We start from the raw sequence: 12,609 nt of genomic DNA, 5'->3' as shown, positions 1-12,609 counted from the left end.
ACGCAGATATGCGGGACACGAAATCGGCGCCCGGCGGCCCTTGTGCGCAGGCCGGGCAACCACGGGGAACCCGCCGGGGGTTTCCAAGAGTTACAGGTGTGGAGGATCGTGGATATCATGCAATGAACGTGGTCGACACACGACACGCCATGCCTGCGTGTCGTTGTTATCAATCAGAACAGGACGCTCAACCGAAGGGAGGCCGAGATGGGCATCGTTTCACGGTTCGAGCGTCGTCTGCAGGGCGCCGTCGATGATGCGTTCGCCAGGGCTTTCGGCGGCAGTGTCGTGCCGCAGGAAGTGGAGGCTGCGCTGCAACGCGAAGCCACCGATCACGTCCAGGATCTGGGCGGCGGCCACCAGTTGGCGGCCAACAATTATGTGATCACGATCAACCCGTCCGATTACGAGCAACTCGTCGCGGATCATGAGCTCACGACCCGCGCGTTCGCCAAACACCTGCAGGACTACATCCGCGAGCAAGGCTGGCAGACCTACGGCGAAGTACACGTGGCGTTCGAGGCATCACCTACGCTGCACACCGGACAGTTCAGGGCGAGCGGCCGGGTCGATCCCGACGTCGGTCGTCGAGCCACACCAGCTCACAGCCCCGAGCTCACGCCACAACGACCTGCAAACCCGCAACCAGGAGCTGGCCCCATGACGCAGAACTCAGGCTACGACCCCAGCCGTGAGCCCGCGGAGTCCGATCCACGCAACCGCGGGTACGCACCACCACCCGCCGGGCGGGGCGGTCCGCAAAACGGTGCGTACCGCGAGGAGTACGGCCGTGGTGGCGCGCCGTATCCGGGCGGCTCCGACTACCAGGCGCCGGACTCCCAGCAGGGGTACAGCGACTACCAGAACGGCTACGACTACCAGGGCGGCCAGGCCGGCTACGGCCAGCAGAGCCAGCCCGGTTACCAGGAGCCGGGCTACGGGCAGCAGGGCTACGCCGACCGCGGCGGCTACGGCCAGCAAGGCGGTGGCTACGCCGAACCCGACTACGGCCAGCAGGGCTACCAGGAGCCAGGTTACGGTCAGCCCGGCTACGGCCAGCAAAGCTACGGCGAGCCCGGTTACGGGCAGCAGGGCTACGGTCAGCCCGGCTACGGTGAACAGGGTTACGCCGAGCCGGGTTATGGGCAGCCGCAGGGTTATGGCCAGCAGCCGGCCTACGGTGAACAGGGTTACGCCGAACCCGGCTACGCCGAGCCGGGCTACGCCGCGCCCGACGAGCAGGGCGGCTACGGCCAGGCTTACTCGCAACAGCCCGGCTACGCCGCGCAACCCGGCTACGCCGCACCCGCCTACAGCGGGGGCGCTCCAGCCGGTTCGGGCTACTCGGCAACTCTTCAGCTCGATGACGGCAGCGGACGCACCTACCAGCTCCGTGAGGGCAGCAACATCATCGGCCGCGGCCAGGACGCCCACTTCCGCCTGCCCGACACCGGTGTATCGCGCAGGCACATCGAGGTCCGCTGGGACGGCGCGACCGCGATGCTTTCGGATCTGGGATCCACCAACGGCACCCTCGTCAATGGTTCCCCGGTGCAGGATTGGCAGCTCGCCGACGGAGATGTCATCCGTGCCGGGCATTCCGAGATCCTGATCCGTATCGTCTGATCCTGTAAGTTCGCGATGCGGGTCACGACATGGCCATCAGGGATTCTGCGGTCGTATCGTGATCGAAATCGGCTGACGGCCCTATGATGCTGCGAACACACGCGCGGCACCAGAACCGGGGCCGGCAAGACCAGCAAGCCGGCGGGGGCGCTCCAGCACCTACGGCACCGACGTACACGGTCGAACAGGAGGTGGAACGCCGTGCAGGGATTGATCTTGCAATTGACCCGTGCGGGGTTCCTACTGCTGCTATGGCTGTTCGTGTGGGCGGTACTGCGGACCTTGCGCAGCGACATCTACGCGGCATCCGGCATACGGATCCAGCCCAGGGCCGCACGCGGTTCCGCGGTGCTGCCTTCCTTCAGCCGAGGCCAGAAGGGCGCCAAATATCTTGTGGTGACTCAAGGTTCACTCGCCGGCACCCGCATCTCGCTCAGCACCCAACCGGTGCTGATCGGGCGGGCGGACGATTCCACGCTGGTACTCACAGATGATTACGCCTCCACCAGACACGCGCGGTTGTCTCCACGCGGTGACGACTGGTACGTCGAAGATCTCGGCTCGACGAACGGCACCTACCTCGACCGCGCGAAAGTCACTACCGCAGTCCGAGTTCCACTGGGAACTCCCGTCCGTGTCGGCAAAACAGTGATCGAGCTGCGATCGTGACACTTGTTCTCCGCTACGCAGCACGTAGCGACCGCGGTCTTGTCCGAGGCAACAACGAGGACTCCGTCTACGCGGGCGCACGCCTGCTCGCACTGGCCGACGGCATGGGTGGCCATGCCGCGGGCGAGGTGGCCTCCCAGTTGATGATCGCCGCACTGGCGCATCTCGACGACGACGAGCCCGGCGACGACCTCCTCGGCAAGCTCGACGCAGCCACCCACGAGGGCAATGCCGCGATCGCCGACCACGTCGAGGAAGAGCCCGAACTCGATGGCATGGGCACCACGCTCACCGCAATCCTGTTCGCGGGCAAGAAACTCGGCCTCGTCCACATCGGCGACTCCCGCGCGTACCTATTGCGCGGCGGCGAGCTGACCCAGATCACCAGAGACGACACGTTCGTCCAGTCACTGGTCGACGAGGGCCGGATCACCGCCGAGCAGGCGCACACCCATCCGCAACGCTCACTGATCATGCGTGCCCTCACCGGCAACGAGATCGAGCCGACGCTGATCATGCGCGAGGCTCGCGCCGGTGATCGCTACCTGCTGTGCTCCGACGGCCTGTCCGACGTGGTCAGCGACGAGACGATCGCCAACACCATGCGCGAGGGCAGCCAGGACGAATGTGCCGACCGGCTCATCGAGCTGGCCTTGCGCAGCGGCGGGCCGGACAACGTGACCGTCGTCGTCGCCGATGTCATCGATCTCGACTACGGGCAGAGCCATCCCATCGTCGCGGGCGCCGCCTCCGGTCAGGACGAGGACACCCCGCCGCCGAACACCGCGGCAGGTCGGGCGGCCGCCATGCGTCCGCCGCGCGCGACGCCACGGCGTGCCGCGGCAGCGCCGGAGCCGCCCGCGAAGGGCAAGTCGCACAGGCTGCGCTGGATTGTGCTCGCGATCGCCCTGGTGGTGGCCGTATTCGTCGGTCTGCTGGTCGGCTACAAGATGATTCGCAGCAACTATTACGTTGCCGCGGACAACGGCCAAGTGGTGATCCTGCGCGGGCTGCCCGGTTCGGTGCTCGGCTATTCGATCCACGAGGTCGATCTGGTCGGCTGCGTCAAATCCTCCGGTGAACTCACCCTGGAGCAGCCCGGCCAAGATCTGCCCCCTGGCTGCCGGGTGCTGAAGGCCGCCGATCTCAAGTCCACCGGGCGCACCCAAGTGGACCGTGGCCTGCCGCCGACCTCACTGGACAAGGCCAAGGACCAGATGAAGGTCCTCGCGCAGGACGAGCTGCTGCCGCCGTGCCCGGTCCGTGAGCAGGTCCCGCAGCCAGGAGTTGTGCCGCCCGTGGCGCCGCCGCCGTCCTCGACCGGCAGCCCGGCGCCCGCCCCGAGCGAGATCCCGCCGCCGCCCGCGGGGACCGAACCGAGTCCGGGTGAAACCAGGGGTACCGACGTCAAGACGCCGACCAAGTCGGAGCCGACGGCGCCGACGTCGACCGCGGCGGCGAACCCCCAGATCGCGGGGGAGACCTGCCGGGTGACGGACTGATGTCCGCACCGGCACCGCCGACCGCTGGGGCTTTTCCCAGTCCCCCCGGCGGCTTCGCACCCGCGCCGCCGCCATCCACCCGACGCAACGTCGAATTGCTCTTACTGGCCGTGGCGGGGGTCATCACGACCGCAGCCCTGTTTCTGGTCGAAGCCAGTCAGGAGCAGTCGGTCACCTGGGATATCGCCAAATACGGGCTGGCGTTCTTCGCGCTGTTCGCGGTCGCGCATCTTGCGGTGCGCCGCTTCGCGCCGTTCGCCGACCCACTGCTACTGCCGATCGTCGCCCTGCTCAACGGCCTCGGATTGGTGTTGATCCATCGCCTCGATCTCGCCGATGCACAGACCGCCGAATACAACTCCTCGGCGATCCCCTCCCCCGACGCCAACCAGCAGATCATGTGGACCGGCCTCGGAATGGTGGTGTTCATCGCGCTGTTGATCGTGCTGCGCGACTACCGCACGCTGGCCCGCTACAGCTACACCCTAGGTCTGTTGGGCCTTGTCGCGCTGGCGATTCCGGCACTGCTGCCAGGAGCGTATTCGGAGACCAACGGCGCCAAGATCTGGATCAGATTGCCGGGATTCAGTGTGCAGCCGGGTGAATTCGCGAAGATCCTGCTCATCATCTTCTTCGCCTCGGTACTGGTGGCCAAGCGCGATCTGTTCACCGCGGCCGGGCGGCATTTCCTCGGCATGGAGTTCCCGCGCGGGCGCGACCTCGGTCCGATCCTGGTGGTCTGGATCGTTTGCATCTGCGTGCTGGTCTTCGAAAAGGACCTCGGCACTTCGTTGTTGATCTTCAGCACCGTGCTGGTGATGCTCTACATCGCCACCGAACGCGTCGGCTGGCTCGTCATCGGCGGCGGCCTGCTCGCGGTGGGATTCTTCTTCGCCTACCAGGCCTTCGGCCATGTGCGAGTGCGTACGCATACCTGGCTGGATCCGTTCGCGGATTACAGCAACACCGGCTACCAGATCTCGCAGTCGCTGTTCGGGCTCGCGACCGGTGGGCTCGCGGGCACCGGCCTCGGCAGCGGCCGGCCCTCGCAGGTGCCCTTCGCCAAGACCGACTTCATCATCACCACCATCGGTGAGGAGCTCGGTCTGATCGGGCTCGCCGCGGTGCTGCTGCTGTTTCTGGTATTCATCGTGCGCGGCCTGCGCACCGCACTCGCCGTGCGCGACAGCTTCGGCAAGCTGCTGGCCGCCGGTCTGTCGTTCACCATCGCGATCCAGGTGTTCGTCGTGGTCGGCGGCGTCACCAAGCTCATTCCACTGACCGGCCTCACCACCCCGTTCATGTCCTACGGCGGTTCGTCGCTGCTGGCCAACTACGCGCTGCTCGCGTTGCTGATCAAGGTTTCCGACGCCGCACGCGCCCCCGCACCGGCCCGCAAGAAAGAGCCTGCACCGATCGCGGACGCGCCGACGGAGCTGCTGCGCAAGTCCGCCGAAGCGGGCCGATCGGAAGCGAGGCCCCAGGAATGAACACGCCCCTACGGCGGGTCGCGATGGCGGTGATGTTGATGATCGTCGCGCTGCTGATCAATGCCACCTACGTGCAGGTCATCAAGGCCGACGACTACCGAAGCGACCCACGCAACTCCCGGGTGCTGTTGGACGAGTACGCCCGCCAGCGCGGACAGATCTCGGCGCGTGGCACGGTGCTCGCCAACTCGGTCGCCACCGAGGACCGCTACAAGTACCTGCGCACCTACCCCGAAGACCCGCAGGCGTACGCGCCGGTCACCGGCTTCTACTCGATGCAGTACGGCAGCACCGGCCTGGAACGCGCCGAGGACTCGGTGCTCAACGGCTCCGACAGCCAACTGTTCGGGCGCCGCCTGATCGACATGATCTCCGGTCGCGATCCGCGCGGCGGCAACGTGCTCACCACATTGAATCCGGCGATGCAGAAGGTCGCCTACGACCAGCTGACCAGCAAGGGCTACACCGGTTCGGTAGTGGCAATCGAGCCGAGCACCGGCAAAGTTCTCACGATGGTCTCCACACCCAGCTACGATCCCAACCTGCTGTCCGGGCACGACGGTGCCAGTGGCACCAAGGAATGGGAGATGCTGAGCACCGACCCACGTCAGCCGATGCTCAATCGCGCTGTCTCGCAGACCTATCCGCCTGGATCCACCTTCAAGGTGGTCGTCACCGCGGCCGCACTGGCCAATAGAACGGCGACCCCGGAGGATCAATTCACCGCGGCGCCCAACATCACCCTGCCGGGCACCACCACCACGCTGGAGAACTACAACGGCTCCACCTGTGGCGGCGGCCCGACCGCGTCGCTGTACGACGCATTCCGGTTGTCCTGCAACACCGCGTTCGTCGAACTCGGACTCAAGGTCGGGGCCGCGAACCTCAAGGACGAGGCGGCCGCCTTCGGTATCGGCGCGCACCGCGGCATCCCGATCCCGGTCGCCGAGAGCACCGTCGGGACGATCTCGGACAACGCGGCACTCGGCCAGAGCAGTATCGGACAACGCGACGTCGCGCTCACGCCGTTGGACAACGCGGTCATCGCAGCAACCATCGCCAACGGCGGCGTCCGGATGGAGCCGCAGCTGATCGAACAACTACAAGGCCCGGACCTGAGCGAGCTGTCCAAGCCCAAGCCCGTCTCGGTGGGCCAAGCCGTCAGCGCCCAGGTAGCGTCGACGCTGACCAACCTGATGGTGGCCTCGGAGCAGAACACCGCCGGCGGCGGCCAGTCCCGGTACCAGATCGCTTCCAAGACCGGCACGGCCGAGCACGGTAGCAATCCGCGCAGCACCCCACCGCACGCCTGGTACATCGCGTTCGCCCCCGCGCAGAACCCGAAAATCGCCATCGCGGTCATCGTGGAGAACGGCGGAGACCGGGCGCTGGCCGCCACCGGTGGCTCGGTAGCCGCGCCCGTCGCGCGTGCAGTGCTGGATGCCGGACTGCGAGGCAGCTGAAGGATATGAACGTGCGAGTGAATGTACGGGGGCCCCGATGCTGAACAACGGCGCGATGATCGCCGACCGGTACCGGCTGCAACGCCTGATTGCCACGGGCGGAATGGGTCAGGTCTGGGAGGCGCTCGACACGCGCTTGGATCGCCGGGTGGCCGTCAAGGTGCTCAAGTCGGAGTTCTCCGCCGACCCCACCTTTCGGCACCGGTTCCGCACCGAGGCGAAGACCACCGCCCAGCTGAATCATCCTGGTATCGCCGGAATCTACGACTACGGCGAGACCTTGGACCCCAGTGGCGGCGAGACCGCCTACCTGGTGATGGAACTGGTCCAGGGCGAACCGCTCAACACGGTGCTGAACCGGCTCGGCAGGCTCTCGGTCGTCCAGGGTCTGGACATGCTGGAGCAGACCGGCCGCGCACTGGAGGTCGCGCACCAGGCCGGCGTCGTGCACCGCGATGTGAAGCCGGGCAACATCCTGGTGACGCCGACCGGTCAGGTGAAGATCACCGACTTCGGCATCGCCAAGGCGGTCGATGCCTCCCCCGTGACCAAGACCGGCATGGTGATGGGCACGGCGCAGTACATCGCACCGGAGCAGGCGGTCGGCGAGGACGCGACCTCCGCGAGCGACGTGTATTCCCTCGGTGTTGTCGGCTACGAGGCGCTGGCCGGCCAGCGGCCCTTCACCGGCGATGGCGCGATCACCGTCGCGATGAAGCATGTGCGCGATACCCCGCCGCCGATGCCCGCGGATCTGCCCGCCAACGTGCGTGAACTCATCGAGATCACGATGGCCAAGGAGCCGGGACGCCGGTACGCGCGCGGCGGCGAGTTCGCCGACGCTGTCGCCGCCGTCCGCGCCGGACGCCGGCCACCATCGCCGAGCGGCGCCGCATCGGGTGCGGGAGCGCTCACCACGGGCGCGACCAGGGTGCTGCCGCCCGGCCCGACGGTGATGCTGCCGTCCGGGCAGCACAGCTACGACAACGGCGCGACCGTTCGCTATTCGACCCCGGGTCAGCCCGTGGGCGCGGCACACGCGGCAGCACCGGCGACCGTGCTGAGTTCTACGGCGGCGGGTCCCGCGACACCACCGGGCAACGGCCAGCGGTTCACCTCGACGCAGAAGTGGCTCGGCGGGCTCGGTATCGGTGCGCTGATCCTCGGCGGCGTCGTCACCTACCTGCTGTTCGGCGGCGACACCAATCCGAACACGGTGAAGCCCGTGACCACGACGGTGGTGCCGACTACGGTGCCGCTGCCACCACCACCACCGGTCACTACGACACCGAAGCCGGTGGAGCCGCCCCCGACGCAACCGCCGACAACGGTGCCGCCGACGACAACGGAACCGCCGACCACCACCACAGAACCGCCGACCACGACGCCTGCACCGAGCACCACGGCGCCGAGCACGACGAAACCACCGAAGACAACGGCGCCAACCACCACCACCAGGTCGCGCTTCCCCACGCTCGACCTACCATTTCCGGATAGTCCCGGTGCCCGAGGACCCTCGGGCACCCTCGGCGCAGCCCCTCCTCCGCAAGGACAGCCATGACGACCCCGAAGAACCTCTCCTCGCGCTACGAGCTTGGCGAGATCATCGGGTTCGGCGGCATGTCCGAGGTGCACAAGGCCCGCGATCTGCGGCTGAGCCGCGACGTGGCGATCAAGGTGCTGCGCGCGGACCTCGCCCGTGACCCCACCTTCTATCTGCGCTTCAAGCGGGAGGCGCAGAACGCGGCCGCGTTGAACCATCCGGCGATCGTCGCGGTGTACGACACCGGCGAGGCCGAGGTCGACGGTGGGCCGCTGCCGTACATCGTGATGGAGTACGTCGACGGCGACACGCTGCGCGATATCGTGCGCGGCAAGGGCCCGATGCCACCGCGCCGGGCCATGGAGGTCGTCGCCGACGTCTGTGCCGCACTGGATTTCAGCCACAAGGCCGGGATCGTGCACCGGGACATGAAGCCGGCCAACATCATGATCAACCGCGCAGGCGCGGTGAAGGTGATGGACTTCGGCATCGCCCGCGCGATCGCCGATGCCGCCAACCCGATGACCCAGACCGCGGCGGTCATCGGCACCGCGCAATATCTTTCACCCGAGCAGGCGCGCGGCGAGACCGTCGACGCCCGCTCCGACGTGTATTCCGTCGGCTGTGTGCTGTTCGAGATCCTCACCGGCGAACCGCCTTTCACGGGTGACTCGCCGGTGGCGGTGGCCTACCAGCACGTGCGCGAGGATCCGCGGCTGCCCTCGCACGTGCACTCCGGGGTGCCCCGTGAGCTGGACTCCGTTGTGCTCAAGGCGATGAGCAAAAATCCGGCCAACCGGTACCAGACCGCCGCCGAGATGCGTGGCGACCTGATCCGGGTGCTCGGTGGGCAGAAGCCGAGCGCGCCGATGGTGATGACCGACGAGGACCGCACCACGATCCTCGGCGCCAACGAACCGCCGCCGCGCACCTTCCGCACCGTCGAGCGCAACGACGACACCGCAGAACAGGAACCGGCGGAGCCATCGGACCCGCGTCGCAACATCTACATAGCGGTCGGCGCCGCCGCCGCTGTCGCGGTGGCCTTCGCCCTGTTCTGGGTGCTGATCGGGCCGGGAAGCAAGCCGGATCAGATTGCGGTGCCCGATCTTTCGAGCAAGTCGCAACAGCAAGCCCAGGAGACGCTGCAGAAGCTCGGCTTCACCGTGGCCATCCAGCAGAAGCCGGACAGCAAGGTCGCCACCGGCAATGTCATCTCGACCCAGCCGCTCGGCGGTTCCCGGGTGGCCGAGGGCAGCACCATCACCGTCCAGGTCTCCACCGGGCCGGCCCAGGTGCAGGTGCCGAGGCTGACGGGACTCAATCAGCAGCAGGCCGAGCAGAAGCTCAATTCCATCGGATTGCAGCTCAGTCCCGACGTCCAACGCAAGGCCTCGAGTAGTACCGAGAAGGACACGGTCATCGATCAGAACACGTCGCCGGGTTCCAAGGTCGACGTGGGTTCGCCCGTCATCATCACCATCGGCACGGGTCCAGAAGCGGTACGGGTACCCAACGTCATCGGCCAATCGATCGACATCGCGCAGCCGAACATCGAGGGCAATGGCTTCAAGGTAGTCGTGCAAGAGGTCCAGTCATCGAAGCCCAAGGGCGAGGTGATCGGGACATTCCCGGCAGGTGGCACCACCGCGGACAAGGGCTCCGCGGTAACCGTGCAGATCTCCACCGGTGACCAGATCACCATGCCGACGCTGATCGGTCTGACTCCCGCCGCGGCGCTGGATAAATTACGTCAAGCCGGTTGGACCGGAACCGCGGGCCAGATCAATCAGTCCGCCCAGGGCACTTTCGACACCAGCAGTGTGGGCCGCATCCTCGGCCAGCAGCCCGCGGCCGGTTCCTCGATCGCGAAGAACGGCACGGTCGCGATCAGCACCGGAGTCCTCGGACCGCCCTGATAACGAGCTCGCCCGGATAACCCGAAAACACAAACCGGTCGGTGTTGTCCGGGCGAGAATGAGGCTGCTTCATCCCATCAGCTGCTCCATCCAAGGACGCTGCATACGAGGAGGTAGCCCAATGACCACTGCCAGGGACATCATGAAGCCCGGGGCCCAGTGGATCTCCAAGGACGACACCGTCGGCAAGGCCGCCCGGATCATGGCCGAACTCGGGGTCGGGTCTCTGGTGATCGCAGGTGAGAACGAGCGGATGTGCGGGATCATCACCGACCGCGACATCGTCGTGAAATGCATCGCTCAGGGCAGGCCGCCTGCCACCACCCGAGCCGAAGAGCTGTGCGAAGCGACGCCGCGCTGGATCGACGCCGACGCCGATATCGATGAGGTGCTCGACGAAATGGAGAGCCACCGAATCAAGCGGATGCCGGTGATCGAGCGCAAGCGTCTCGTCGGCATGATCAGCGAAGCCGACCTGGCCAGGCACCTCGACGACAACCAGCTCGGCGAGTTCGTGACAGCCGTCTACGGCAGGCCCTGACCCGCTAGCGCAAATCCAGGTGCCGATTCATCGACATGGCCGCCTCGGCCAGGTCGGGCAGCTCGAGCACCTCGACGCCGTGCTGCCTTAATTTCTCCACACCGACACAGTTGGTGACGAAGGTCGTCGGTTCCCGCCAGGCGATGACAACGCGGGGCACCCGGGCCGCCAGGATTCTGTCGGTGCACGGCAGCCGTGTCGGGGTGGCGCGCTGGGAACAGGGTTCCAGCGTGCTGTAGATCGTCGCCGTGGCCAGCCGAGGATCATCCGCATCGAGCTTGTCGAACGCGGACTCCTCGGCGTGGACCTTGGCATCGGTCTCCCTGGAGTACCCGGTAGCGATCTCCGCGCCGTCGACCACAATGACCGCGCCGACCGAGAAAGCGGTATCGCTCGGTGGGCACATTCGCGCCAGTTCGATTGCCCGGTGCATGAACTGGCGGTCCTGTTCGTGCGCGCGGGGAGCTTTCGTCATCACCGGTCCTGCGTGATGTCGGTGGTCGCCTTGGGCAGATAGATGAGCAGGGCGATGTCGCCGATCCTGGCGATATCGGCCAGCTGCATCCGCCGGCGTGGAGCGCCCGGATATGCGGCGGGGTTGAGGAAGCGGGGCGCGGCCTGGTCGCCGACGAGAATCGGCGCGATGGCCATGTGCAACTCGTCCGCGAGGTCGGCCGCGAGGAATGCGGTGTGGATTCGAGTGCCGCCCTCCACCATGAGGCGGGCGATACCGCGGCGACCGAGATCATCGAGCAGCGCGCCGAGATCAATATCGGCGCCGAGGATGGCCACCTCGGCGAGACCGCGCAACCTGTCACCGAGCCGCGCCGCGCCGGCCTCGGTGGTGTAGACGAGTTTGTCCCCGCCGTGGTGCCAGAAGTTCAGCTCGGGGTCCAGATCGCCGCTCGCCGTGACGGTGATTTTGAGTGGATACTCGGGCTTGCCCGCGGCGGCGATCCGTTCGGCCCGCCGGTCCGGGTCGTTGACGAGCAGGCGTGGATTGTCGCGGCGCAGCGTTTCGGCGCCGATCAGGATGGCGTCGGATTCCGCGCGCACCTGATCGACCCGATCGAAGTCGGCTTCGTCCGAGAGTCGCAATCGCTCGGGGCCGGCGTCATCGATGTAGCCGTCGATGCTGACCGCGACCGAAAGCAGGACATATGGACGCGTCACTGGGACACCAAGGACGCGACCTCCGCCTCGAGGATCTCCACCAGGCCCTCGGGAGGACGTTGGCCACAGACCTCGAGCCAGTTCGCCAGCATCCGATGCCCACCCTGGGTCAGCACCGATTCGGGATGGAACTGCACGCCGTGGATCGGCAGCGTGCGGTGCCGCATGGCCATCACTATCCCGCTCTCGGTGCGACCGATCACCTCGATGTCGTCGGGGATCGTCGCTTCGAGGACGGTGAGCGAGTGATACCTGGTCGCGGTGAACGGGTCGGGCAGGCCCGCGAGCACCCCGACGCCGAGGTGGAATACCGAACTGGTCTTTCCGTGCAGCAGCTCCGGCGCGCGGGTGACGGTGGCGCCGAACGCTTCCCCGATCGCCTGATGGCCGAGGCACACTCCGAGCAGTGGGGTGAGCTGGCGCGCACAGGCGTGTACCAGGTCGATGCTCGCGCCCGCGCGGTCCGGCGAGCCGGGGCCGGGGCTGATCAGAATGCCGTCGTATTCGGCCGCGACGGCGTCCACATCGGCCAATTGCGGGTCGTCGTTGCGCCAGACGACGGCCTCGACGCCAAGCTGGCCGAGGTACTGCACCAGGTTGAATACGAAGCTGTCGTAATTGTCGACGACCAATACACGCATGAGATCGAGATTACGTGGCCGTATGGCACAGCGTCGCATCCA

At 66.8% G+C, this 12,609-nt stretch carries 11 protein-coding genes; 8 read left to right on the top strand and 3 right to left on the bottom strand.

Going from position 1 to position 12,609, the window contains the following annotated elements; all coding sequences use genetic code 11:
* Positions 1-207 precede the first annotated feature (207 nt).
* The 8 genes from ACLMAL_RS05185 (at position 208) to ACLMAL_RS05150 (ending at position 10,753) form a co-directional block, all read left to right on the top strand.
* Positions 208-1,626, top strand: coding sequence for an FhaA domain-containing protein (locus tag ACLMAL_RS05185; RefSeq protein WP_411998016.1), 1,419 nt, complete (start codon positions 208-210; stop codon positions 1,624-1,626).
* Between the two features lie 201 nt (positions 1,627-1,827).
* On the top strand, positions 1,828-2,295 hold the full coding sequence (locus ACLMAL_RS05180) for an FHA domain-containing protein FhaB (protein ID WP_364904974.1): 468 nt from the start codon (positions 1,828-1,830) through the stop codon (positions 2,293-2,295).
* On the top strand, positions 2,292-3,797 hold the full coding sequence (locus ACLMAL_RS05175) for a PP2C family protein-serine/threonine phosphatase (protein ID WP_411998015.1): 1,506 nt from the start codon (positions 2,292-2,294) through the stop codon (positions 3,795-3,797). Before ACLMAL_RS05180 ends, ACLMAL_RS05175 begins: the two co-directional genes overlap by 4 nt.
* Positions 3,797-5,287: an FtsW/RodA/SpoVE family cell cycle protein gene (locus tag ACLMAL_RS05170; RefSeq protein ID WP_328407799.1), complete on the top strand. Its 1,491-nt coding sequence runs from the start codon at positions 3,797-3,799 to the stop codon at positions 5,285-5,287. The genes ACLMAL_RS05175 and ACLMAL_RS05170 overlap by 1 nt, the downstream gene beginning before the upstream one ends.
* Positions 5,284-6,750, top strand: a complete 1,467-nt coding sequence (locus tag ACLMAL_RS05165; RefSeq protein WP_406235018.1) for a peptidoglycan D,D-transpeptidase FtsI family protein — start codon at positions 5,284-5,286, stop codon at positions 6,748-6,750. The genes ACLMAL_RS05170 and ACLMAL_RS05165 overlap by 4 nt, the downstream gene beginning before the upstream one ends.
* 37 nt (positions 6,751-6,787) lie before the next feature.
* Complete coding sequence (locus tag ACLMAL_RS05160) at positions 6,788-8,311, top strand: protein kinase domain-containing protein (protein WP_411998014.1); 1,524 nt, start codon at positions 6,788-6,790, stop codon at positions 8,309-8,311.
* Positions 8,308-10,212: a Stk1 family PASTA domain-containing Ser/Thr kinase gene (gene pknB / locus ACLMAL_RS05155; protein ID WP_328407793.1), complete on the top strand. Its 1,905-nt coding sequence runs from the start codon at positions 8,308-8,310 to the stop codon at positions 10,210-10,212. Before ACLMAL_RS05160 ends, pknB begins: the two co-directional genes overlap by 4 nt.
* A 121-nt stretch (positions 10,213-10,333) precedes the next feature.
* Positions 10,334-10,753: a CBS domain-containing protein gene (locus ACLMAL_RS05150; RefSeq protein WP_328407791.1), complete on the top strand. Its 420-nt coding sequence runs from the start codon at positions 10,334-10,336 to the stop codon at positions 10,751-10,753.
* A gap of 4 nt (positions 10,754-10,757) precedes the next feature.
* Here the strand turns inward: ACLMAL_RS05150 and ACLMAL_RS05145 are convergent, their stop codons facing one another.
* Genes ACLMAL_RS05145 through ACLMAL_RS05135 form a run of 3 tightly spaced genes read right to left on the bottom strand, consistent with a single transcriptional unit; the run spans position 10,758 to position 12,567 of the window.
* Complete coding sequence (locus ACLMAL_RS05145) at positions 10,758-11,228, bottom strand: deaminase (RefSeq protein ID WP_411998013.1); 471 nt, start codon at positions 11,226-11,228, stop codon at positions 10,758-10,760.
* Positions 11,228-11,926, bottom strand: coding sequence for a RibD family protein (locus ACLMAL_RS05140; RefSeq protein ID WP_411998012.1), 699 nt, complete (start codon positions 11,924-11,926; stop codon positions 11,228-11,230). The genes ACLMAL_RS05145 and ACLMAL_RS05140 overlap by 1 nt, the downstream gene beginning before the upstream one ends.
* A complete protein-coding gene (locus tag ACLMAL_RS05135) occupies positions 11,923-12,567 on the bottom strand; it encodes an aminodeoxychorismate/anthranilate synthase component II (protein ID WP_411998011.1) in 645 nt (214 codons plus the stop codon). The genes ACLMAL_RS05140 and ACLMAL_RS05135 overlap by 4 nt, the downstream gene beginning before the upstream one ends.
* Positions 12,568-12,609: the final 42 nt, after the last annotated feature.

The sequence above is a fragment of the Nocardia sp. CWNU-33 genome, from assembly GCF_046764895.1.
Taxonomy (GTDB): domain Bacteria; phylum Actinomycetota; class Actinomycetes; order Mycobacteriales; family Mycobacteriaceae; genus Nocardia.
The sequence above is the reverse complement of the archived record's forward strand: the minus strand, read 5'-3'. Positions and strand labels throughout refer to the sequence as shown.

Excerpts from the sequence above, each read along its gene's own strand:
- ACLMAL_RS05165 (WP_406235018.1), top strand. The coding sequence starts at position 5,284 with ATGAACACGCCCCTACGGCGGGTCGCGATGGCGGTGATGTTGATGATC.
- ACLMAL_RS05160 (WP_411998014.1), top strand. The coding sequence starts at position 6,788 with ATGCTGAACAACGGCGCGATGATCGCCGACCGGTACCGGCTGCAACGC.
- pknB (WP_328407793.1), top strand. The coding sequence starts at position 8,308 with ATGACGACCCCGAAGAACCTCTCCTCGCGCTACGAGCTTGGCGAGATC.
- ACLMAL_RS05145 (WP_411998013.1), bottom strand. The coding sequence starts at position 11,228 with ATGACGAAAGCTCCCCGCGCGCACGAACAGGACCGCCAGTTCATGCAC.
- ACLMAL_RS05150 (WP_328407791.1), top strand. The coding sequence starts at position 10,334 with ATGACCACTGCCAGGGACATCATGAAGCCCGGGGCCCAGTGGATCTCC.
- ACLMAL_RS05170 (WP_328407799.1), top strand. The coding sequence starts at position 3,797 with ATGTCCGCACCGGCACCGCCGACCGCTGGGGCTTTTCCCAGTCCCCCC.
- ACLMAL_RS05135 (WP_411998011.1), bottom strand. The coding sequence starts at position 12,567 with ATGCGTGTATTGGTCGTCGACAATTACGACAGCTTCGTATTCAACCTG.
- ACLMAL_RS05185 (WP_411998016.1), top strand. The coding sequence starts at position 208 with ATGGGCATCGTTTCACGGTTCGAGCGTCGTCTGCAGGGCGCCGTCGAT.